The sequence below is a fragment of the Xanthobacter agilis genome (genome assembly GCF_021730435.1).
Taxonomy (GTDB): domain Bacteria; phylum Pseudomonadota; class Alphaproteobacteria; order Rhizobiales; family Xanthobacteraceae; genus Xanthobacter; species Xanthobacter agilis.
Map to the genome: position 1 here is coordinate 77,063 of NZ_JABWGX010000008.1, position 23,163 is coordinate 100,225.

Annotated in this window: 19 protein-coding genes; 7 read left to right on the plus strand and 12 right to left on the minus strand. The window is 67.9% G+C overall.

Going from position 1 to position 23,163, the window contains the following annotated elements:
- Positions 1 to 382: 382 nt before the first annotated feature.
- The 12 genes from HUW53_RS07815 to HUW53_RS07870 form a co-directional block, all read right to left on the minus strand.
- The gene (locus HUW53_RS07815; protein WP_237345193.1) at positions 383 to 1,330 is read right to left on the minus strand and encodes a YncE family protein; all 948 of its coding nucleotides are present in this window, start codon (positions 1,328 to 1,330) and stop codon (positions 383 to 385) included.
- The gene (locus HUW53_RS07820; RefSeq protein ID WP_237345194.1) at positions 1,327 to 1,899 is read right to left on the minus strand and encodes an SRPBCC family protein; all 573 of its coding nucleotides are present in this window, start codon (positions 1,897 to 1,899) and stop codon (positions 1,327 to 1,329) included. Before HUW53_RS07820 ends, HUW53_RS07815 begins: the two co-directional genes overlap by 4 nt.
- A complete protein-coding gene (locus HUW53_RS07825; protein WP_237345195.1) occupies positions 1,896 to 2,894 on the minus strand; it encodes a VWA domain-containing protein in 999 nt (332 codons plus the stop codon). Before HUW53_RS07825 ends, HUW53_RS07820 begins: the two co-directional genes overlap by 4 nt.
- The gene (locus HUW53_RS07830; RefSeq protein WP_237345196.1) at positions 2,891 to 3,496 is read right to left on the minus strand and encodes a hypothetical protein; all 606 of its coding nucleotides are present in this window, start codon (positions 3,494 to 3,496) and stop codon (positions 2,891 to 2,893) included. Before HUW53_RS07830 ends, HUW53_RS07825 begins: the two co-directional genes overlap by 4 nt.
- Positions 3,493 to 4,560: a vWA domain-containing protein gene (locus HUW53_RS07835; protein ID WP_237345197.1), complete on the minus strand. Its 1,068-nt coding sequence runs from the start codon at positions 4,558 to 4,560 to the stop codon at positions 3,493 to 3,495. Before HUW53_RS07835 ends, HUW53_RS07830 begins: the two co-directional genes overlap by 4 nt.
- On the minus strand, positions 4,557 to 5,510 hold the full coding sequence (locus tag HUW53_RS07840; RefSeq protein WP_237345198.1) for a nonribosomal peptide synthetase MxaA: 954 nt from the start codon (positions 5,508 to 5,510) through the stop codon (positions 4,557 to 4,559). Before HUW53_RS07840 ends, HUW53_RS07835 begins: the two co-directional genes overlap by 4 nt.
- Positions 5,479 to 6,357 (minus strand): DUF58 domain-containing protein, encoded by an 879-nt coding sequence (locus tag HUW53_RS07845; protein ID WP_237345199.1) that lies wholly within the window; start codon positions 6,355 to 6,357, stop codon positions 5,479 to 5,481. The genes HUW53_RS07840 and HUW53_RS07845 overlap by 32 nt, the downstream gene beginning before the upstream one ends.
- The gene (locus tag HUW53_RS07850; protein ID WP_237345200.1) at positions 6,354 to 7,385 is read right to left on the minus strand and encodes an AAA family ATPase; all 1,032 of its coding nucleotides are present in this window, start codon (positions 7,383 to 7,385) and stop codon (positions 6,354 to 6,356) included. Before HUW53_RS07850 ends, HUW53_RS07845 begins: the two co-directional genes overlap by 4 nt.
- Positions 7,386 to 7,566: 181 nt before the next feature.
- On the minus strand, positions 7,567 to 7,872 hold the full coding sequence (locus HUW53_RS07855; protein WP_237345280.1) for a methanol dehydrogenase [cytochrome c] subunit: 306 nt from the start codon (positions 7,870 to 7,872) through the stop codon (positions 7,567 to 7,569).
- Positions 7,873 to 7,886: 14 nt separating this feature from the next.
- Positions 7,887 to 8,516 (minus strand): cytochrome c(L), periplasmic, encoded by a 630-nt coding sequence (moxG, locus tag HUW53_RS07860; protein WP_237345201.1) that lies wholly within the window; start codon positions 8,514 to 8,516, stop codon positions 7,887 to 7,889.
- A 44-nt stretch (positions 8,517 to 8,560) separates the two neighbouring features.
- The gene (moxJ, locus tag HUW53_RS07865; RefSeq protein ID WP_237345202.1) at positions 8,561 to 9,493 is read right to left on the minus strand and encodes a methanol oxidation system protein MoxJ; all 933 of its coding nucleotides are present in this window, start codon (positions 9,491 to 9,493) and stop codon (positions 8,561 to 8,563) included.
- A gap of 116 nt (positions 9,494 to 9,609) precedes the next feature.
- Positions 9,610 to 11,493: a methanol/ethanol family PQQ-dependent dehydrogenase gene (locus tag HUW53_RS07870; RefSeq protein WP_237345203.1), complete on the minus strand. Its 1,884-nt coding sequence runs from the start codon at positions 11,491 to 11,493 to the stop codon at positions 9,610 to 9,612.
- Positions 11,494 to 12,000: 507 nt separating this feature from the next.
- Here HUW53_RS07870 and HUW53_RS07875 point away from each other — a divergent pair.
- From HUW53_RS07875 to HUW53_RS07905, 7 genes are all read left to right on the plus strand, one after another.
- Positions 12,001 to 13,554 (plus strand): ATP-binding protein, encoded by a 1,554-nt coding sequence (locus tag HUW53_RS07875; RefSeq protein WP_237345204.1) that lies wholly within the window; start codon positions 12,001 to 12,003, stop codon positions 13,552 to 13,554.
- Entirely contained in the window at positions 13,551 to 14,195 is a 645-nt protein-coding gene (locus HUW53_RS07880; protein WP_237345205.1) for a response regulator, read from the plus strand. The genes HUW53_RS07875 and HUW53_RS07880 overlap by 4 nt, the downstream gene beginning before the upstream one ends.
- 214 nt (positions 14,196 to 14,409) lie before the next feature.
- Complete coding sequence (locus HUW53_RS07885) at positions 14,410 to 18,492, plus strand: bifunctional nitrate reductase/sulfite reductase flavoprotein subunit alpha (protein WP_237345206.1); 4,083 nt, start codon at positions 14,410 to 14,412, stop codon at positions 18,490 to 18,492.
- Positions 18,493 to 18,551: 59 nt separating this feature from the next.
- Entirely contained in the window at positions 18,552 to 19,142 is a 591-nt protein-coding gene (locus tag HUW53_RS07890; protein ID WP_237345207.1) for an ANTAR domain-containing response regulator, read from the plus strand.
- A gap of 2 nt (positions 19,143 to 19,144) precedes the next feature.
- Positions 19,145 to 20,395: a CmpA/NrtA family ABC transporter substrate-binding protein gene (locus HUW53_RS07895; RefSeq protein WP_237345208.1), complete on the plus strand. Its 1,251-nt coding sequence runs from the start codon at positions 19,145 to 19,147 to the stop codon at positions 20,393 to 20,395.
- 321 nt (positions 20,396 to 20,716) lie between these two features.
- A complete protein-coding gene (locus HUW53_RS07900; protein WP_237345281.1) occupies positions 20,717 to 22,051 on the plus strand; it encodes a CmpA/NrtA family ABC transporter substrate-binding protein in 1,335 nt (444 codons plus the stop codon).
- Positions 22,052 to 22,075: 24 nt separating this feature from the next.
- Positions 22,076 to 23,158 (plus strand): ABC transporter permease, encoded by a 1,083-nt coding sequence (locus HUW53_RS07905; RefSeq protein ID WP_237345209.1) that lies wholly within the window; start codon positions 22,076 to 22,078, stop codon positions 23,156 to 23,158.
- Positions 23,159 to 23,163 lie beyond the last annotated feature (5 nt).

The window sequence follows — 23,163 nt, forward strand, 5'->3', positions numbered from 1 at the left end:
ATTCCGGCCCGCGTGAAGAAAATACGTCCATGCAAAAGCTTGGCGCGGATGTCGTGAGCCGCGACGAACGGAAAACGTTCAAGAACCTTCTCAAGTCATGTGGCGCCCCATCGCATCGCGGGCGCACCCGGCCCTGAACCCCAGCGCTGGATATTACCACCTGGGCTTGCGTGCCGCGCGGAGAGGGGTGGCGATTTGTGCGCTGCAACATTGCGAATCCATCCTGTATCGTCCGTGCGCATGCATGTGGGCAAGCATCACGTGGACAAGCATCAGGACGGAGCGCGGCGGATGCAGACGGTGGTCACAATCATGCTGATCGGCGCCGTCATGATGGTGGCGATCGCGGCGCTCGACCGGCCACAGAGCTGACGACGACGCCTCAGGGCAGGAGAGTCAGGCTGCGGGGGCCTTTGCATACGCCGATCCGCGCCGCGACCTGCAGGGCGTCAAGGTCCACCACCAGCACCTGATCGGAGAACCAGTCGGCCACATAGGCGCGCGGGTGGGACGGATCGACGGCCACCCCTTCCGGCGAGCCCCCGACGCGCAGGGTGCGGATGGGGCGGGACGCGCCGGCGGCAACGAGGCTCAAGGTGCCCGATTGCTGGTTCGCCACCAGCACCTCCCCCGTCCTCGACAGGCTGGCCGCTCCATAGGGCATCTTGCCGACCGCAAGCCGGGTGACCGCGTGGCTGTCCTTGTCGATCTCCGCCAGATCACCGCTGCGCACGTTCACCACGCGCAGGGTGCGCCGATCGCCACTGGTGTCGAAACTATACGGGCCTTCGCCGACCGGCACCGTCGCCACGCGCGTGAAGGTCTCAAGGTCGATGATGCTGACGGCCCCCGCCTCCCGGTCGGCGCTGTAGAGTTCCCGCCGCGCCGGGTCGAGCGCGAGCCCGGCGGGCGACCGGCCCACGGCGACCGATCCGGTTTCAGCAAGCGAGGCGGCGTCGAGCCGGCGCACGCGGTCCGCACTCCAGTCCCCCACATAGAGCGTGCGGCCATCCGGGTCGGCCACGATGCCGAACGGCTGGCCGCCGATCGCGGCGGAGGTGATGAGGGCACTCCGCGCGAGGTCGACGCGGGTCAACAGCCCGGCGTCGGGATGGGTGATAAAGGCGCTTGCGCGGTCCGGGGAGAGAGCGAGGGCTGCGGGTGCCTTGGGCAGCTTGAGCTGGCGGGTCGTGGTGAAATGCTGGGTCTCCACCCCTCGCAGCTCGGCGCCGCTCTGGCACACCACCAGCAGCTCGGACGCGCTCGCCGCCCCGGCGGCGAGCATGAACAGGAGCGCCGTGACGATCCGCAACGCGCGGCGGCGTTTCATTGCCCCACCGGGGCCTTGCCGTCCACGGGCTGGCCTTCGGCCTTGGCCTTGAGGCCCTTCAGGCCATCCTCGAAGAATACGGTCATGGCTGAGGTGGCGGCCTCGTCATTGAGTTCGTCGGGCGGGAAATTGCCGGTGTCGCCACGATAGAGGCGGGCGGCCCACTCCACCTTGCTCTTGCCGCCGCCGGCGTCGTCGACCGTGATGGTGGCGGTGTAGAAACTCACCGGGAAGGCTTCGACATTTTCCTTCGACAGACGATAGGCCATGCGGTGGCCCGCCGGGTCGATCTCGTCGAGCCCGTCGGTGATCTCGCCTTTCTCCAGAACCAGCACGCGTTCGGCGCCCGGCCCGTTGCCGGTGGCCTGCGCCGACTTGACGTCCGGGTGCCAGCCGGCGATGGCGCCGAAATCCGCCACCAGCTTCCACACTGCCTCCGGCGGCGCCGCGATCACCACTTCGGCTTCCGCTTTCTGGGGCGTCGGGCCATGGGCCAGGGCCGGGCTGCTTGCGAGAGCGCAGGCGATGGCACCGCAGATCGCGAGGCGGCGAGAGAGGGGCAGGGTCATGGCGTGGCAATCCTCTTGTATCGGACCGAACGGATGAGTGGGGCGGCGTAGAGGCCGACGAGAAGCAGCAAGGCGAGCGCGGCCGGCACAGGGGCCGTATCCCGGTGGCCGGGCACCGGGCGGGGACGGGCGGCGGCGGCCACCGCGCCCTCCAGTGGTGTCGAAGTGAGCGCGGCGTAGGACAGGCCGGGACGGGCTGCCAGGGCTTCCAGGTGCTCGGTCCGGACGGCGCTCATATGCTCCTCGCCCCCGGAGAGTTCGGCCCCCCAGGGGGCATTGCGGGGATGCCAGCCTTCCCGTGCCTCGGCCCCTTCCGGCGGCGGTCCGCTCCGGTTTTCCTGAGGCACGTCGGTGGGGCCATAAAAGCCCACCTCGCGGCCGAAGGTGTCGAAGCGGGGGATGGGCACCGGCGTCGCGCCTCCCACCCCGACGATAAGCCCGCGTACCTTACCCATCTCGCCGGTAAAGGGCGGGATCCCGGAGCGGGGCAGGGGCGGGGCCTCCTGTCCGTCAGTGAGGAAGATGAGGTCGGCGTTAAGACCGGCCGCCAGATTGACGGCGGAATAGAGCCCTTGCGCCACATAGCTGTCCCCCTCCCAGGCCATGCGCCAGTCGAGGGCGGAGATGGCGCCGTCGAGGGGCGCGAAGTCGGCGCAGGTGTCGATGGGCTCGAACAAAAGGAAACTGCGGCGCTCGGTGAAGATGCCGAGCCCGAGCTGCGACCCGCACGGCAATTGTGCGGCGAGGGTGCGCAGGGCGGACTTGGCGGCCTCCAGACGCGAGAGCGGGCGGCCGCCGTGGTCATAATCGCGGACGTTCATGGAGCCGGTCACGTCCACGATCGCGAGTAGGCGATAGGCCTCGTTCCGGCTTTGCAGGCGCGGCGCGAGAATCGCCGCGATCGCAAGCACAAAGGCCATGGCCAGCACGACGGCGCGCGCGTCCGGACGATGGGGCAGGGTCCAACGTGCCATGGTCCAACGCGCCTTGGTCATGGCAGCCCCTTGGGCAGGCCGGGGAGATCGGTCCACACGCGCTTGGGCGCCTGCTTGGGGTCGTCCTTGGGGTCGCGGTCGATCTCGGGGAAGTCGCGCACCAGGCGCTGGGCGACGTCGAGATTGTATTTGGCGTTCCAGAATCCGGGCTCGCGGGTCAAGGCGGCGCGATAGGCCGCCTTGGCGAGCCGGACCTCGGGTACCGCCGGATCGATCTGGCTCCGCTCCAGATGGTCGATGGCGCGGGCGAGGCGGGCGTTGCCCATGTCGTACAGGCCGGCGACGGCGATGTCGGCGTCGCCCTTGCGCGCCAGCAGATCGACCAGGGGCTGGGCTTCGTCGAGCCGGTCCCGGACCATGAGGAAATGGGCGCGCGCCAGCAGCACGCGCGCCGGCGCGTCCGCCGTCACGGGGGCGTCGCGTCCGCCGGCGAGGGCGGCGATGGTGGCGTTGTCGCGCATGTGGGCGCCGATCCGCAGGCTCTCCACCATGAGGGCCGCCAGGGCGCCGAGGGTCACCAGCGCGAGCGCCAGGCGCAGAATGCGCCGGCCCAGCCAGCGCCTGCGTGCTGGGTCCAGCGATACAGAGGGGGGCAAGGTCATGCGGCCCTCCTGGTGACATCGGGAGAGCTTTCGGCTTGCTTCGTCCGGACCTGGGGCGGGCGCGCGTCGAGCTGGCGCTCGGCCCATTTGGCGGCGGTCAGCAGCGCGAGAGCGGCGGCGGCCAGGGCATAGCAGAGGCGATCGAGGTCGCGGCGGGCCACCCGCTCCGTGTAGAGCATGGGCGCGCGCTCCTGCCGGTCGATCTCGGCGATGGCCTGCGCCACCGCCTGCGGGCTGCCGGCCTCGAAGGCGCGATAGGGCACGCCGAGGCTCGACAGGAAGATGTTCAGATGCCGCTCCGGCATCACCTGGGGAATGTCGTCTCCGGGCGCCTCGGGCTTGTCGAAGATGCCGCGGGCGCCGGCGGTGCGCAGGAACAGCCAGTAGAGCCGCACCGGCCGTCGCTTCAGCCCGTCGCGCAGGGCCGCCTGCACCCGTGGATCGATGAGGGCGGCGCCGTCGGACACCAGCAGCACCGCGCCGCCGGCCGTGGCGGTGTCATTGTCGGTGTCGAACGCCTCCAGGGCCAAGGCGAGTCCGCGCCCCACGTCGGTGAGGGCGAGCCCGGGCCGGTCAATGGCCGCGACCGCGGCGGCGACCGCGTCGTGATGGTCGGTCAGCGGCAGGACCGGCATGGGCGAGGTGGAGAAAGCGGCCACGCCTATGCGGTCACGCGGGCGATGGGCGAGAAAATCCATCAGCAGGCGCTTGGCGGCGGCGGATTTGGATTCTTCCCCCTGTCCCGGCTGGCGGTTGGCGAAGGTGTTGTCCATGCTCGCGGAGCGGTCGAACAGCAGCATCAGATGGGCGCCGTTGCCCAGGCGGGCGACGCTCTGGGCCTGCAGATGGAGGCCGGCGAGACCGAGCACCAGCGCGTAGATGGCGAGCAGGCCGGCGATTTTCAGCCCGACGCTGAGCGCCATGGACAGGCCGTCGGCCGGCGCAAGGGCCAAGGCCGGCACGCCGGTGCCGCGCAGCGGGCTTGCCACGAGCGGCAGGAGGCCGAGCACCAGCAGCAGCAACACCAGGGGGTGATCGACGCTCAGGTCGGGTCCGGGGATCATGACGCCGCCTCTTCCAGAGCCGGCGCGGCGGCGGGGCCTCGATCGCGCGCCTCGGTCCGGGCAAGGCGGGCGGCGATGGCGACCACCTCCGCCGGTGGAAGCTGGACCATGGCCAACTCTGCTCCCGCTCCGAAGAACGCGGTGCGCGAGGCCGCGAAGAGGCGGGCGATGTCACTCTCCCGTTCCGCGAAGCGCGGGGACTGGCGCACGAAGGCGCCGATGTCCTCGGCCAGCAGCCGGCGGCCGGAGGTCGCGTCGAACCCACGGTGAAGGCTGAGGAGGGCCGCGCGATAGGCCTCGGGTGTTCCGGGATCGCCTTGGCGGCGCAGCGCGCGTGCCGCGGCCGCGAACGGCCGTGGATGGCGCGCGAACGGCCGCCATCCCGATGCGAGTGCGAACCCGAACGCGCCAAAGCCGGCCATGGCGGCGGCAAGCCCGGCGCGCCGCCATTCTCCGCCCAGGGGGAACGGGCGAGGCGCGATATCCGGCTGCAGTGCCATGGGGTTGCCGCCCTGGCTGGCCACCAGTTCACGCAGGGGGGTGGTGACGAATGCGAACGCGGGCACCGTCAGCGTGCGGCGGGCGTCGCCCTGGCGGATGGTCAGCGGCCATGCGGGGATTTCGAGGGTGCGCGGTTCGAGCGGGCTGAAGAAGGTTTGGTAGGTCAGGCTCAGCCGCAGGTGTCCGGCGGCGTCGGGCGTGAGCTCGGTCGCCACGAGGTTCAGCCAGCTCGACACCTTGCGCGGCTGCGGCAGGCTGGCGGGGTCGATCTGCGCGCCGGGGTCGAGGGTGATGACGGCTTCAAGGGTTAAAGTGTCGCCGATCACATAGCCGAAGGCGCGCGGCGCTTTGAGCGCGATGCTGTCGGCCCGCGCGACCGGCGACGCGAGGGCAAGAAGCGCAGCGAGCGCGGCGGCCTCAGCGGCGCGCGAGATGATCGAGCAGCGCATCGGCATCGAACCGGTCGGTGAGAAAGAAGGGGACGACGCCTCGGCTGGCGAAAACAGACTCGAGGGCGGACCGGCGGCGCTCCGCCTGGGCCAACCAGCGGGCGCGCAGGCGCGGTCGCATGAAGACCAGACGGCGGCGGCCGCTCTCCGCATCGATGACGTCGAGCAGGCCAAACCGGGGCAGGTCCCCCTCCGCGCGGCTGTCGCGTACCACCACGGGGATCACGTCGTGCCGGAAAAGGGCATCGAGCACGGCGGCGATGTCGTCTTCCGGCATCAGGAAATCGGAAACGAGGAAGACGAGGCCGCGTCCGCGCGGCATGTTTTCCGCCGCCGCGACGAGGCCACGGGCGCTGCGACCGGCGCAAGACGCATCCGTCAGCAGGTCGCGGATCTCACGCGGGAGCCCGCGCCGGCGGGTCGGGGGGATGAAGAGGTCGGGCCGCGGGGCTGCGTCCGCGGCGATCAGGCTGAAGGCGTCGGCGGTCGCGCCGGCGGCCGCGGCGATGGTCGCGGCGCATTGCGCCACTTCCGCTTTGAGGTCTCCAAAACCCATGGAGCCGGACAGATCCACCATGACCGTCACGGTGATGGAGCGGCGTGGCGCGAAGGTGCGCACATGCACGGCCTCGAAGGGGTCGCGGATGCTGGCGCGGATGTCGATGCGCCGTGGGTCCGGCGCCGATAGCAGGGGGGCGAGGGCTTGGAACGCGCCGTCGCCGCCGCGCCCGTCGGCGGGATGGGCGCCGGGCTTGTGACCCCGCGGCCGCCAGTGAAGGCCATAGGGCAGCACCGGAATCGGGCGCTCGTCCGGCTCCGGGGGAACGGCGCGGGCGTGCCCGCTCATGGTGCCGGCACCGTTTCAAACGCGGCGCGGCAGAGGGCGCCGGCGAGGGCGTCGCGCCGCATCTCATAGACCGGATCGAAGAAGATGCGGTGGGCCATCACCTCCGGGAAGACGGCGCGCAGATCCTCCGGCACGATCATGTCGCGCCCTTCGAGCCACGCCCTCACCCGCGCGGCGCGCACCAGGAAGGACAGGCCGCGCGGGCTGGCGCCGCCTTGCACCAGGCGATCCATGCGCACGTCGGGCAGGGTGATGCCGGCCTTGTGCGGCGCGCGCACCGCATCCCACAGGGCGATGGTGTAGTCGCTGATGGCCGGGCTTGCGTGGATGCGCTCCTGGATCAGTCGGGCAATGTCGGCGAGGCGCTGGTGATCGAAAAGCCCCTCGCGCACCGCGCCCACCAGCCGGTCCGTGTCGTGGAAGCGCGGATCGAAAATGAGGGCCCGGCGCGCCTCGCGATCGGCCGGGGTTGTCACCTGCACTTCCATGAAGAAGCGGTCGCGGGCGGCGGCGGGCAGCTCGAAGGTCTCTTCCCGCTCGATCCGGTTGCGATCGGCGAACACCTGGAGGTGAGGGAAATGCACCTCGCGGCCGAAGGCGGAAACCGTGCCTTCCGCCATCAGCCGCAGCAGCAGCGCATGCACCTGGGGACGTGCCCGATTGATCTCGTTGAAGAAAAAAATGGAGAGGTCGCCGCCCTGCTTCAGCAGCGGGCCGGGATCGATGCGCGGTCGGCCGTCGTCGGCGATGCGCGCGTCATAGACGAGATCGGTGGGCATCAGGTCGATGGTGCCCTCCACCCGCGCATAGGCGCCGCCGATGGCGCGGGCCATGGCCTTGAGCAGAGTGGTCTTGCCCACGCCGACGTCCCCTTCAAGCAGGACGTGGCCACGCGCGAACACGGCGATGGTGAGGAGACGGATCACCCGCTCCTGGCCCAGCACCACCTTGCCGACCTCGCGCTCGAAAGTGAGCGCTGCGTCGCGCCAGTCGGCAAGCGTGGCATCCGAGCTGGCGATCACATCCATGTCCGTCCTCGCGTGTTGGGGCAGGCGCGAAAAAAGGCGCAGCCAGCCGGGGCCAGGAAGCCCCGAACGGCCGCAAAGGCATCCCGGCGGCCGCGCCAGTTGGCCCACCATCCATCGGAGGATTGCCCGGCAGAAAATGTTCAGGCTTCTGCCCTGCTGGTGGGGTTGGGTGAGGCCATCGTCAATTCGTGGGGATCTTGCTCACGTCATAGACGAACTTGCCGGTCTTCTCGAAATACTCGACGCGCTTCTTGTTGCGGTCTTCCATCGCGGCGATGGACACGGACTGCTTGTTCACTTCGGTCGCGCTATGCTTCGGGTCGTATTTGGACCCCTCGACCTTGGCCGGATAGCCGGGCTTGGGTTCCCAGCAATTGCCGGGCGCGCGGCAATTGGTGCCGTCATAGGCGAAGGCGCCGCCGGCGGCGAGGAGCGCCGCACCTCCGGTCAGACCCGCGACGGCCGCGCGGGCGAGGACACGGCGCATGGACGAAAACTGGCTCATTGCTTGATTCCTCCCGTTTCTGAATTGAGGCTGGCCGCGGTGGAGGCGGTCGCCTGGCACACCGGCGCCTGTTCGACGGGCGGGGTGTGATCGTTATGTCCGTCGAAGGGCGTGAAGTTGGCGCGCTGGGCGGGCGTGAGCCAGACGGCCTCTTTCGGGTCGTCCTTGTAGAAATGGCGCACCCAGGCCATCACCAGCAGCATGTCGTCGAGGGTGAGGGCTCCATACATGGGCCCCATCTGCCCCTGCGCGCCGCCGAAGATGGTCTCGAACAGGCCCTGATCGGTCATGTTCTTGGGATAGGTCCAATAGGCGTCGTTGAGGCCGGGGCCGATCTTGCCCTCGCCATAATGGCCGTGGCAACCGGAGCACATGGACAAGAACAGATCCTTGCCCTTGGGCAGGCAGCTCACGTTTTCCACATAGATGTTCTTGCCAGAGGCGAGGAACACCTTGACCGCCTCGGTGTCCCGCCCATCGGGCGAGGCCTCGGAGAGGTCGAGGGGCTGGCCGGTGACGGTGTGGGTGAAATTGAGCGTCGCTTGGGCCGTCAGGGCGCAGCCAAGCACCGCGACGGTGGCGATGAGGCCGCGTGTGGCGAGCTTGATCCAGCAAAAATCGCGCATGTCTCAACAACCAGATCTGTGTGTGGAGTAAAACAAAGCCGAGATCATGAATTCGGCTTGAGCAGCGGAATGCCTTCCTCGATCAGGATGGCGTCGATCTCCGGCCGCGCCTTCACGAGCGCCGCGTCGATCTGTGTCATGAGGGCCTGGTCCCCTTTGCGGACGGCCACCGACTGGTCGTAGTGCAGCGGAATGGGGGTGCCGTCGAAGCGGGAAAGATCGCTGGTGGTCGCCGTCATGCGCAGCGGCACCGGGGACGACTTCACATAGCGGGCCACTTCGGGCGCGAACGCAAAGGCGATGTCGGCCTCACCCTTCGCGACTTCGCTCACCATGCGGTCGCCCGGCACTTCCACATACTGGTTCCGCGACGATCTGAAGTTCACGAGGCTGTAGAGATAGGCCGCATTGTCCTCATACTTGCCGAGCTTCTTCAGCATGGTCTCGCCCGGCGAGTAGAAACCGACGACGAAATGACCGAGAGCCTTGATCTGCGGGTCCTGCCAATCGCCGGTGGTGATGTTCCGGTCAGCCTTGGTCACGAACACATAGCTGGTGCGGTAATAGGGCTTGGACGAAAGCACGCGGGCATCGCCCGTATCGACGCCCATCACCACGTCGCAGAGATTTTTATCGAGCCCGTCGCGCACCTGATAGATGGCGGGCTTGGAGGACCATACGAACACCGCCTCGCGGTCCATGGCCTTGGCGAGCACCTTCGCGATGCGGTTCTCAAAGCCCTGCCCATCCTTCTGCGAAAAAGGCGCCTCCACCTCGGAGGCGCACACGCGCAGGGTTCCCGGCGCGGCGGCGGGCGTCGCCTGGGCTTGCGCGGGGGCCTGGGCTTGCGCGGGGGCGTTGGCGGATGCGTTTGGGGCGGGTGCGTTCTGGGCACCGGCGGAGCTGGTGGCGACAAGCGCGGTGCCGAACACGAAGGCGGCGAGCGCGGTGCCGGCGGAAGATGCGATACGGGGCATGGACGCCTCCTCGTGGGGGTCAGGCACGCCGGCAGCGGGCACGGCGCGGGGTCGGGTCGCATGAAAGGGGCCGGCCGCCGCCGAGGGCGAGAGCGGCGACCGGCATCGGCGCTGGATCAGCCGCCGGAGGCGTATTCACCCACGTTCGGGTTGTCGTAGGGACCCTTGCCGTCGAGCGAGAACACCATCACGCCGCCACCCATCTGGGTGTAGTGCTGGAGCTGCTTGAAGGCGCCCACCGAGCCAAGGCCGGCGGTCGGGTCGTTGAGGTCGAACACCAGGCCCACGCCCGGCCAGCCGCCGACGCCGTAATAGATGGCGACGTATTGCACACCGTTGTGGGTGTAGGTCATGGGGTGGCCGATGACGCCGGAAGGCAGCTTGAACTTCCAGAGCAGCTTGCCGGTGTCGCTGTCGCGCGCCTTGATGAAGCCGTCCAGGGTTCCGTAGAACATCACGCCGCCGGCGGTGGCGAGCGTGCCGCCCCAGGCCGCGAACCGCTCCATCACTTCCCACTTGTACTTGTGGTTGATGGCGTCATACGCCTTCACTTGGCCGAGGCCGAGGGCGTTCTGCCGGTCGCCCTTGGGGCCGGGATACATGTTCAGCGTCGCGCCGACGAAGAACTGGCCCGCCCGGTAGGGCAGCATGAAGGGCTCCCAATCCATGCAGATGTGATTGATGCCCATGAAGAAGGACTTGCGGTCCGGGTCGTAGCTGTCGTGGCCCTGGTTGTGGTAGCCCATGGCCGAGGGGCAGACGTCGCGGGCGACATGGTCCATGCGGGTGCCGTATTCCGGATCGCGCTCCGGAAGACCGGTCTTCATGTCCACTTTCTTCACCCAGTTGACCGTGTCGTCGATCTTGTCGGCGGAGATCAGGGTGCCGTCGGTGCGGTCGAGGGTGTAGACGATGCCGTTGCGGTCCGGATGGGTGAGAAGCTTGCGCATCTTGCCCGTCTGGTCCTTCTGCTCCGACAGCATCATCACGTTGACGCCGGCATAGTCCCATTCATCGTGGGGCGTCTTCTGATAGCCGAACTTGGCTTCGCCGGTGTCGATGTCCCGACCCCAGATGGTCATGGTCCACTTGTTGTCGCCGGGACGCATGGTCTCGTTCCACGGCGCCGGATTGCCGGAGCCGTAATAGATCATGTTGGTGCCGGGATCGAAGGCGTACCAGCCCCAGTTGGTGCCGCCGCCGATCTTCCAGGCGTCGCTTTCCCAGGTCTGGGTGCCAAGGCCCTTCTGGCCATATTGCGGGTTGGCCTTGTTGAAGTCGTCGGCGAGGCGCACGTCGGCGTCGGGGCCGGTGGCGTAGGCGCGCCATTTCTGGGCGCCGGTCTTCACGTCATAGGCGGTGACGTAGCCGCGCACACCGAGTTCGGCGCCCGATGAGCCCACCAGCACCGTATCCTTCACCACATAGGGGGCGATGGTGAGGGTGGAGCCGACCTTGATGTCGGAGTTTTCAAGCTTCCAGTATTCCTCGCCGGTGTCGGCCTTCAGCGCCACCACATTGCCGTCGAGCTGGGTCTTGATGATGAGAGGGCCAGTCTTGCCGTCGCCGGGCCAGTAGGCCAGGCCCCGGTTCACCACGTCGCAGCAGGCGACCGCGCGAGCGGTGGGGTTCTGCTTCGGCTTGTGCTGCCACAGGATGTGGCCGGGATCATCGAGGCCGAGGGCAAACGTGGTGTTGGGGAAGGGAGAGTGTACATACATCACCCCGTCCACCACCAGCGGCGTGCCTTCGTGACCCGACAGCACGCCCGTGGAGAAGGACCAGGCCGGACGCAGCTTCGTCACGTTGTCCTTATTGATCTGCTTCTGCGGGCTATAGTTGTTGGCGTCGTAGTTCTTGCCCGTCATGGGCCAGTTCTCGTCGCTCTTGGCGAGCTCCACGAGTTTGTCATTGGCGCGCGCGGCGGGGGCGGCGAGGCCTCCCGCGGCGAGGGCGAGGGTGACGGCAACGAGGGATGCTGACGACAATAATCTGCTCATCTGGCGTATCCTTGGGTTTCCTCGGTCGGCTTGTTGTCGCGCGTTTGCGCTTGGACGGTCCGCGTGCCAGGCGAACGTCTCTTGGTGCGACCGCGTGGCACGATCGCCTGTCGCGAATGAGTGCCGTGGCCGAAAATGGCCACGCCTCGCGCAGATTGGTTGAGTTTTGAGAGAACTGGCGCCCTCCGATCGCGTCCAGCTCTTGTGCGTTCTTATTCTTTTCTAATATTCATGTTTGGCGTGATGTGAGTTGAGATCTTTGCGGACCGCTTGTCTCGCGGTGTTTGTGCAATTGATATCGGGAAGTTTTGGCAATCACATCCGGGCAAAATGCCCATGTGTATGATTTAAAATAATAAAAGCGAAATTCCGAAGGGTTTTCCCCGGCCCCGTCTTTGCTGCTGAAGATGCAGGCGGGATGACGTATAATGTCGTTACGTGATCTCTCGATCGTATGTTTTGAAAATAATAATAAGCGTTTTATCAGAAGAATGGGGAGGAGCCCGTGTGTCAGTGGGCGCGTGGCAGGTGGAGTGTCCGGCCGGGACGTTCGGCGCCATGGCGGCCCGTGGCCTTGCCGGGGTGCTGCGCTGGACGGGGGGCGGGATGAGCCTTGTCGGGACGCTGCGGGCCGGCCTGCGCGCGCCGGCGCGGCCCGCCGGCGCGCGCATCGGGCGGGGCGTCACACTACGGGCGCAGGTGCTCGGCACGGTGCTTGTCATCAACGTCGTTGCGGCCTTCCTTGCCGGGTGGGTGGTGGTGCTGAACGCCCGCGCCGCGACCCGCAGTGAGATGGCCGCGGCGGTCGAGATGGCGGAACGGATGGTGCGCGAGGCGGCGGAGCGCATCGCGCTCGATCCCCAGGCCGGGGCGGGGGCGTTGCCTGTGCATTTGCGCCATCTGCGGCATGTGCGGCTCAGCCTCGCCGATCCAGCGGGGCAGCATCGTGGCCCGGCGTCGGAACCTCCGCGGCGCGGTGCGGCGGAAGCGCCGGCCTGGTTCGCACGGCTGGTGGGGGTGGACGGTCCGGTGCGGGAGGTTCCGATCACCTCCGGCGGCGCAACGGTGGCGCGCGTGGTGGTGGCGGGGGTGCCCGACGACGAGATCGCCGAGGTGTGGAACGACGTGACGGACTTTGCATCCGTGGCGATCGGCGTGAATGGCGCCATCCTTCTGGCCCTGTTCCTGGCGCTCGGCCGGGTGCGGCGGGAGCTGGCGCGGCTTCGCACCGCGCTGGGGGCGCTGGAGCATGATCGCCTCTGCCCGCCCCTCGCCCCGCCGCGCATCCGCGAGCTGGCGGAGGTGGCGGACGGTGTGAACGCCCTGGCGCGTGCCCTGGAGGCGGCGCGGGCGGAGAATGCGCGCCTCAATGCGCGGCTCGTGAGTCTTGAGGAAGACGAGCGCCGGCGAATCGCCAGCGAGCTGCACGATGAATTGGGGCCGCTCATGTTCGGCCTCAAGGCCGGCGCCGATTCGCTGGCGCGCATGGCCGTCCAGGTGCCGGGTCCGCTTCGGGAACGGGTGGCGGATCGGGCTGGAAACCTCGTGGACATCGTGGAGCGCATGCAGGGGGCCAACCGGCGCCTGCTGCGGCGGCTCCGGCCGGCGGCCCTTGGGCATGTGCCGTTGGCGGATGTGCTGGCGAGCCTCGTCGCCGATTTCCGGCAGCACGATCCCGAGCGCGTGTTCCGGCTGGAGCTGGGTGCGTTGGGCGCCGGCTACGGGGCCGCCCTGGAGGCGACGCTATACCGCTGTGTTCAGGAGGGCGTGACCAATGCCCTGAGGCATGGCGGCGCGCGCTCTGTGTCGGTGGCCGTGGGCGAGGGCGGCACTGGGGCGGGAAGCAAGTGGCTGCGCCTGGTGCTGCGCGATGACGGAAGGGGCCTGCCGTCGCACGTGGTGGACGGCCTGGGCCTTGCGGGCATGCGCGAGCGAGTGCGGGCGCTCGGCGGGCAGTGCGGCCTCACCCAGGCCGCGGGCGGGGGTGCGTGCCTGATGGTGGAGATCCCCTTGCCGGGGGCGGCGGCGCTTGCGCCGCGCGAGGAAGAGACCTTGAAATGACCCGTGTCTTGTTGATCGATGATCACCCCATCGTCGCCCAGGGGTGCCGCTATATCCTCGAAGATGCCGGGGTCTGCGAACTGATGGAGGCGAGCACGGCGCTCGCCGGCTATCGCCTGTTCCGGCGGCGGGCGCCGGATGTGGCGATCGTGGACCTCGCGCTCAGCGGCAGCGGCCTGGCGGGGCTTTCGCTGGTGCGGCGCCTGCGCGCCCAGGCCATGCGCATGCCGATTCTGGTGTTTTCCATGCACGCCGATCCGGTCATCGCCAGCCGCGCGCTGGAAGCGGGCGCCACCGGCTATCTGGTGAAGGATACATCCGCCGCCGATCTGCTGGAGGCGTTCGACAAGGTGCGGCGGGGCCAGCCCTACATCAGCCATCAACTGGCGTTGGAGGTGGCCATGATGAGCAGTCGCGGACGTCCCGGCACCATGGCCGATCTCACCCCCCGCGAGCTTCAGGCGCTGGCGCTTCTGGCCGAAGGCAAGGCTTATGGGCAGATCGCCGATGAGCTGGGGGTCAGCTACAAGACGGTGGCGAACACCTGTTCGCAGCTCAAGAGCAAGCTCGGCGCCGGCAATCTCGCCGAGCTGATTCACCGGGCTATCCGTTATGTGGCCACGGCGCCCGCGGGCCGATAGGGCCGGCGGGTTCCGATACGGCGCTGAACGAAGGGCGCTGAACGAAGGGGCTTGTGTTCGCGGATCGGTTCCGTTTTAGTGTGGGCATAGACATCGCCGCAGGGTCTCGCGTTGGGACACTGCGGCAGGGGATCACATCCTCCGTGGCAAAGCCGCCACCTGCGCTTCCGCATCGGGAAGCGCAGGTGGCGGCTTTTTTCGTTTTGGGGCGAGCATGAGCGGCGCGGAACAGGGGGTGAAGAGGGTCCGGAGCGTGTGCCCTTATTGCGGGGTCGGCTGCGGCATTGTGCTCGACGTGCGCGAGGGTGCGGTCGTGAAGGTCTCCGGGGACAAGGCGCATCCGGTGAATGCCGGGCGCCTGTGCACCAAGGGGGCGACCTGCGCGGAGCCTTTGGGGAAGGGGCGGCTGACGGGGGCCTTCGTGCGCGCCCAACGGGGCGACGACCAATGCCCCGCGCCCGTGGAGGTGGCGGTGGCCCATGTGGCGGAGCGCCTGACCGCGATCATCGATCGTGACGGACCGGACGCGTTCGCCTTCTACGTCTCCGGGCAGATGTCCATGGAGGCGCAATATCTCGCCAACAAGCTGGCCAAGGGCTTCATCCGCACGCGCCACATCGAGTCCAATTCCCGCCTGTGCATGGCGAGCGCCGGCAGTGGCTACAAGCTGTCGTTCGGCGCCGATGCGCCGCCGGGCTCCTATGACGATTTCGATGCCGCCGATCTGTTCCTGGTGATCGGCGCCAACATGGCCGATTGCCACCCGATCCTGTTCCTGCGCCTCATGGACCGGGTGAAGGCGGGCGCCCGCCTCATCGTGGTGGACCCGCGCCGCACCGCCACCGCCGAAAAGGCCGACCTGTTCCTGCAGATCCGTCCCGGCACTGATCTCGTGCTTCTCAACGGCCTGTTGCGCCTTCTGGTGGACGGTGGCCACCTCGACGCGGATTTCATCACGCGCCACACCTGCGGGTGGGAGGCGGTGGCCGCGCAGCTGGCGGATTATCCGCCGGAACGGGTGGCCGCGCTCACTGGTCTTGCGGAGGCGGATCTGCGCCGCGCCGCCGCCCTCATCGCGGCGGCCAAGGCCTTCACCACCTGTTGGACCATGGGCCTGAACCAGAGCAGCCACGGCACCGCCAACACCACCGCCGTCTGCAACCTGCACCTCGCCACCGGGCACATCTGCCGGCCCGGCGCCGGGCCGTTCTCGCTCACCGGCCAGCCCAATGCCATGGGGGGTAGGGACATGGGCTACATGGGTCCGGGCCTGCCGGGTCAGCGTGTGGTGACGTCGGCGGCCGATCGCGCTTTCACCGAAGCGCGCTGGGGCCTCGCGCCCGGCACCATCCGCGCCGAGGCGGCGTCCGGCACCATCGCCATGTTCGAGGAGATGAAGGCCGGGCGGATCAAGGCCTGCTGGATCATCTGCACCAATCCGGTGGCGTCGGTCGCCAGCCGGCAGGTGGTGATCGACGCTCTGCGGACCGCGGAACTGGTGATCGTACAAGATGCCTTCCTGGACACGGAAACGGCCGTCTATGCCGATGTGTTGTTGCCCGGCGCCCTGTGGGCCGAGGCCGATGGCGTGCTGGTCAATTCGGAGCGCACCCTGACGCTGGCGCCGGGTGCCGTCCCGCCGCCCGGCGCGGCGCGCGCGGACTGGCACCTCATCGCCGATGTGGCGCGGGCCATGGGGTTTCAGGACGCCTTCAGCTATGACAGCGCGGCGCAGGTGTTTGCCGAGATCACGGCCTTTTCCAATCCGCAGACCGGATATGATCTCAGTGGCGCCAGCCATGCGCGGCTGCGCGAGGGGCCGCTGCAATGGCCGGTGGCGGCCGAGGGGCCGGCGCGCAATCCCATCCGGTATCTCAACGACGGGCGCCACATGCCCCGACGCGCCGGGTCTGACGATCCGGCCCTGTGTTTTGCGACCACGGACGGGCGGGCGCGGTTCGTGCCCTCGCCCCATGTGCCGCCGGCGGAGCTGCCGGATGCTGAATATCCCGTGGCACTGAACACCGGGCGATTGCAACACCAGTGGCACACCCTGACCAAGACCGGCAAGGTGGCCACCCTGAACAAGCTCAACCCCGCGCCGTTCCTGGAAATTCATCCCGAGCGGGCGGCGCGGCTCGGCATCGCGGAAGGCGACCGGGTCGAGGTGCGTTCGCGCCGTGGGCGGGCGGTGTTGCCGGCGCGGGTGAGCGATCGGGTCGCGGCGGATGCCTGCTTCGCGCCCTTTCACTGGAACGACGTGTTCGGCGATGCCCTCGCCATCAACGCGGTGACGAGCGCGGCGGTCGATCCCGTGTCCCATCAACCGGAACTGAAGATCGCGGCGGTGGCCCTCTCCCGGGTCGGCCCCGCGCCTGAACGGGAGTCCGCGCCCATGATGAGCGCACCTCTGGCCCCGCCGGACGCGGACGGTTTCGCCATCGCGCGCATCCGTGGCGTGCTGGGCCTCACGCCCGGGCTTGACCTTGCGTTGACGGAGGCGGAGCGGCTCTATCTCAAGGGGTTCGTGAGCGGCCTTGCCGCGCAACCGGTGGCGGAGGGACGCGAAACGCCGATGCTGCCGCCCGCGGCGCCGCTGAGCGAGAGCGCGCGGCTGATGGTGAACGGCCTGCTGGCGGGCCTGTTCTCGCGGACGGCGCTGCGTGCTCCCGACGCGGAAGCGGGGGGCGGGGTGATCGTGGCCTTTGCCTCGCAGACCGGGCGGGCGGAAGCGGCCGCCGCGGCGCTGGGCGCGGCCTTGCGTGACGGCGGATGCGCGGTGCGGCTGACCGTCATGGATGATCTGGCCGCGGACGATCTGTCGAGCGCCAGCGCGGCCCTGTTCGTGGCCAGCACCTTCGGCGATGGCGACCCCCCCGACAATGGGGGCGCCTTCTGGGCGCACCTGAGCGGGCCGCAGGCGCCGCCCATGCAGGACCTGCGTTTCGGCGTCCTGGCGTTCGGCGACAGCAGCTATGCCCAGTTCTGCGGTTTCGGGCGCAAGCTCGATGCGCGGCTGGCCGAGCTCGGCGCCCGGCGCCTGTTGGAGCGCGCCGAGTGCGAGCCGGATGGTGAGGTCGTCGCTGACGCGTGGCAGCGGCGCGTTGCGCAATTGCTCTGCGCGGCGCCAGCCGTGGAGCCGCAGGCGCACGCGGGGGCCAAGCCGGCCAACGCGGCCAAGCCGGGTAAGCCGGCTTGGGACCGGCGACATCCGTTTACCGCGCGGCGCGTGCGCAACCGATGCCTCAACGCACCGGGCAGCGGCAAGGAGGTGCGCCAGATCGGCCTTGCCATCGGCGATCTGGCCTATGAGGCGGGGGACGCCCTGGGCGTTCTGCCGCGCAACGACCCGGTCCTCGTGGCCGAGATTGTGGATCTGCTGCATCTCGATCCGGAGGCCGAGGTGACCGTGGAGGGGGACGGGCAGATGCCTCTCGTCCGCGCGCTGGAGCGCCATTTCGAGATCGCCCGCCCCCATCCCGATGTGCTGCGCGGGTGGGCGGCGCTATCGGGCGATGGGGCGCTTGCCGCGCGGCTTGACGGACCCCGCGCGGAACTCGACCGGTGGCTGTGGGGGCGCCAGCTTGCCGACATTCTGCGCGATCATGCGCGCCCGGTAGCCGCCGGCGATTTCCTTTCCGTCCTCAAGCGTTTGCAGCCGCGCCTGTATTCCATCGCATCGAGCCCGCTGAAGGCGCCGGGCGAGGTGGATCTCACCCTCTCCACCGTGCGCTATGCCTGCGCCGGGCGGGCGCGGGGCGGGGTGGCGTCGACCTTCCTGGCGGACCGGGCGGAGGAGGTGCCGGTGTTCATCCAACCCTCGCCCCATTTCCGGGTGCCGGTGGCGGGGGATGTGCCGATCATCATGATCGGGCCGGGCACTGGCATTGCCCCGTTCCGCGCTTTTCTCCAGCAGCGGGAGCTGACCGGGGCCGGCGGGCGCAACTGGCTGTTCTTCGGGGAGCGGCACGCGGCCAGCGATTTCTACTACCGGGACGAATTGGAGGGCTGGCTGACGCGCGGCCATCTGACCCGCCTCGACACCGCTTTCTCCCGCGACCAGCCGCAAAAGGTCTATGTGCAGGACAAAATGACGGCGGCGGGCGCGGAGCTGTGGCGCTGGCTGGAGGCGGGCGCGCATCTATATGTCTGCGGCGATGCCGCCCGGATGGCGAAGGATGTGGACCGGACCCTGGTGGAGATCGCCGCCGCCCATGGCGGTTTCGGCGCGGACGCGGCGCGCGAGTATGTGGCTGAGATGGGGCGCGTGAAGCGTTATGTCCGGGATGTCTATTGATGCCGGCATCCCCGGCGTGCTTGGGTCGCGCGGGCGCGGTGCCCCGGCTGGACGGCGTGATGCGTGACGCGGATCTCTCCATTCTCGTGATCGATGAAAACGCCATCCGCGCGCAGATCATCGAGGAAGGGCTGCGCGCGGCCGGCCATGTCCGAGTGAGCGTTGTGCGCGAGATCCAGGGGGTGGCGCGCACCATCGAGCGCGTCTCGCCCGACGTGATCGTCATCGACCTGGAAAACCCCAATCGCGACATGCTCGAGAGCATGTTTCTGCTGTCGCGCTCGGTGCAGCGGCCGATTGCCATGTTCGTGGACCGCTCCGACCGCGCCGCCATCGAGGCGGCCGTGGAGGCGGGCGTCTCCGCTTATGTGGTGGACGGCCTGAAGCAGGAGCGGGTGAAGCCGATCCTCGACATGGCCATCAGCCGCTTCAACGCCTTCTCGCGCATGGCGCGGGAGCTGGAAGAGGCGCGCACCGAGCTGGAGAACCGCAAGACGGTCGACCGGGCCAAGGCCATCCTCATGAAATCGCGCGGGCTTTCGGAAGAGGCGGCCTATAGGCTCTTGCGCACCACCGCCATGAACCAGAACCGCAAGATCGCCGACATCGCCCAGAGCCTCGTGATGGCGGCTGGACTGCTGGAGGGCTAGCCATGTCCGAGGATGCCGATATCCGCGTGGGGTTCGTGCCGCTGCTCGACAGCGCCATTCTGGTGAGCGCGGTGGTGAAAGGCTTTGCCCGCGAGGAGGGGCTCGTGGTGGCGCTGCGCCGGGAGCCGTCCTGGAGCAGCATCCGCGACCGGCTCGCGGTGGGCGCTCTCGACGCGGCCCACATCCTGGCGCCCATGCCGATCGCCGCCAATCTCGGCCTGTTTCCCTTGTCGCCGTCGCTCATCGCGCCCTTCGCCATGGGGCTCGGGGGCAATGCGGTGACGGTCTCCAACGGGGTGGCCCACGAACTGGAGCAGGCGGGCGCGGTGGAGACGCTGGATGCGGGCGTCGTGGGCCGGGCCTTGAAGGCGGTTGTCGTGGCGCGGCGGGGGCGGGGGCTGCCGGCGCTGCGGTTCGGCGTCGTCTATTCCTTCTCCGGGCACAATTTCGAGCTGCGTTTCTGGCTTGCCGCCTGTGGCATCGACCCGGACCGGGACGTGGAAATCGTGGTGCTGCCGCCGCCGCAGATGCCGGCGGCCCTCGCCGACGGCCAGATCGACGGCTTTTGCGCCGGAGAACCCTGGAACACCGCGGCCGTGCGCTGGGGCGCGGGCCGGCTTGCCACCGTGAAGGCGCGCATCTGGCGGTCCAGTCCGGAAAAGGTTCTGGGCGTGTCGCGGCCGTGGGCGGAGGACAATCCCGCCGCCCTCGACGCCTTCGTGCGCGCGCTCTATCGGGCGGCCCTGTGGTGCGCGGACAAGGGCAACCATGCCGAGCTCGCCCGCATTCTCGCCGCCCCGCGCTTCCTCGATGTGGACCCGCAATTGCTGATGACCGGCCTGACCGGAGCCATGGAGGTGGCGCCGGGGCGCATCATCACCGTGGACGACTTTTTCCTCACCGCCGCCAAGGCCGCAACCTTTCCGTGGCAGAGCCATGCCCTGTGGTTTTACAGCCAGATGGTGCGCTGGGGCTATTGCAGCCATTCGCCCCACAACACCCTGATCGCGCGCGATTCCTACCGGCCGGATCTCTATCGGCGGGCCTTGCGCGGCCTCGGCGCGCCCTTGCCCGGCGCCAATCTGAAGGTGGAGGGCGCGCTGCTGGCACCGACCCCGGTCGGCGCCGCCAATTCCAGCCTGGTGCTGGGGCCGGACGGATTCTTCGATGGCCATATCTTCGATCCCGACCGGATCGACGATTATATCCGTGAGCAGATGGCGGCGCGGGTGCCGGATGTGCGCGGCGGGTGAGCGCGGCCTGTCCATTTTTCGAGCATGCGCACCAAATGAAGGGCAAATGCCGCATCGCACCCTCATAGCTGTTGCAGACTGAGAATAAGCATGGTTGAGTAGCTCATCCCAATATTTGGTGCCCAACGACGGGCATCCTGGCAAAGCCGCCAAACCGCACAAGTCCCATTCGGGGCCTGGAGCCGGTTTTGCGGCTTTTTGCTTTTTCGCTCCCGCGTTCGCGGGCCACCGCCTCCACCGGGGCATCCCCTAAGTTCGAGATGGGTACCGATGACCGATGCCGTAACGAAGCGCTTCTTCCTTCTCTCCTCGCTGGCGGTGATGGTGAGCTTCGCCGCGCCGGCGGTCGCCGGTTCGCTGCCGGTGGAGAAGGACGAGCTGAAGCTGGGCTTCATCAAGCTCACCGACATGGCGCCGCTGGCCATCGCCAAGGAAAAGGGCTTCTTCGAGGACGAGGGGCTTTATGTGACCCTGGAGCCCCAGGCCAATTGGAAGGTTTTGCTCGACCGTGTCATCACCGGCGAGCTGGACGGGGCGCACATGCTGGCGGGCCAGCCTCTGGCGGCCACCATCGGCTTCGGCACCAAGGCCGACATCGTCACCCCCTTTTCCATGGATCTGAACGGCAACGCCATCACCGTCTCCAATGCGGTGTGGAACGAGATGAAACCGAAAATCCCGGTGGGGCCGGACGGCAAGCCGCAGCACCCCATCAAGGCCGACGCGCTCAAGCCGGTGGTGGAGCGGTACAAGGCGGAGGGCAAGCCGTTCAATCTCGGCATGGTGTTCCCGGTCTCCACCCATAATTACGAACTGCGCTATTGGCTCGCGGCAGGCGGCATCAGCCCCGGCTATTACTCGCCTACCGACGTCTCCGGGCAGATCAAGGCGGACGCTCTTCTGTCCGTGACGCCGCCGCCACAGATGCCGGCGACGCTGGAGGCGGGCACCATCGTCGGTTATTGCGTCGGCGAGCCCTGGAACCAGGCGGCCGTCTTCAAGGGCATCGGCGTGCCGGTGGTGACCGATGACGAAATCTGGAAAAACAATCCGGAAAAAGTCTTCGGCCTGACCAAGGCGTTCACGCAGAAATATCCGAACACCACGCTGGCCCTCACGAAGGCCCTCATTCGCGCCGCCCGGTGGCTGGATGAGAACAACAACGCCAACCGCGCGGAGGCGGTGCAGATCCTCTCCAAGCCTGAATATGTGGGTGCCGATCCGAAGGTTATCGCCAATTCCATGACCGGAACCTTCGAATACGAGAAGGGGGACAAGCGCCCGGTGCCCGATTTCAACGTCTTCTTCCGCTACAACGCGACCTATCCCTTTTATTCAGATGCCGTCTGGTCTCTCACCCAGATGCGCCGCTGGGGCCAGATCCCGGAGCAGAAGCCGGACGCCTGGTATGCCCAGACCGCGAAGGATGTCTACAAACCCGAAATCTACATGAAGGCTGCCGAGAGTCTCGTTGAAGAAGGCAAGGCGAAGAAAGATGAGTTTCCATTCGGCACGGACGGATACAAGCCCGCGACCTCAGAATTCATCGATGGCGTCAGTTATGACGGCAAAAAGCCAAATGCCTACATCGACTCCCTGCCCATTGGCCTGAAGGGCAACCAGAAGGTCGAAGGCAATCAGATCACCGGCGGCTGAGCGCGCAAGGCGAGGAGGCAACCCATGTCCCATGTTTCCGACACCTTCAAGGGCGCTCGCGCCAAGGCGGCGCGCCGGGAGAAGGTCTTTCAGGTCATCAATCGCGCGTCGGGCTGGCTCAGTGTGCTGGGGCTCGGCTTTGTGGTGCCGCTCGTGAAGATCGCGGCCGGCGACAATGTTTCCGAGCAGCTCGGTGCGTTGAAGCGGGTGCTGCTGGTGCCGCTGGCTGGCATCCTGGTGTTCCTGGCGGTGTGGGCGGTCCTGGCGCCCAAGGTTCAGACCTCGCTCGGCGCCATTCCCGGCCCGGTGGCGGTGCTGGACCAGGCCCGCGCGCTCTTTGCCGACCATGTGGCCGAGCGCCGGAAGGCGGCGGATTTCTACGCCCGGCAGGACGCCCGCAACGCGGCCCTGATCGCCCAGGGCAAGGGCGATCAGGTGAAGGTGCGCGCCTATACGGGCCGGCCGACCTATGTGGACCAGATCTTCACATCGCTCATCACGGTGGGGCTGGGCTTCTTCATCGGCACCCTCATCGCCATTCCAGTCGGCATTGCCTGCGGCCTGTCGCAGACTTTCAACGGAGCCATCAATCCGCTCATCCAGATCTTCAAGCCGGTGTCGCCGCTGGCCTGGCTGCCGATCGTCACCATGGTGGTGTCGGCGGTGTATCTCAATCCGTCGGATCTGTTGCCGAAGTCCATGGTGATCTCGGCGGTCACGGTGACGCTGTGCTCCCTGTGGCCGACCATCATCAACACGGCGCTGGGCGTCGCCTCCATCGACAAGGATCTGGTGAACGTCGGGAAGGTGCTCCAGTTGTCCACCTTCACCACCATCCGCAAGCTGGTGCTCCCCTCGGCCCTGCCGCTGATCTTCACCGGGCTGCGGCTGTCGCTGGGGGTGGGCTGGATGGTGCTGATCGCCGCCGAGATGCTGGCGCAGAACCCCGGCCTTGGAAAGTTCGTGTGGGATGAGTTCCAGAACGGCTCTTCCTCCTCGCTGGCGCGCATCATGGTGGCGGTGTTCACCATCGGCATCATCGGCTTCGCGCTCGACCGGCTGATGTACGCGTTGCAGTCCGCCTTCACCTTCTCCTCGAACCGTTGAGGGCC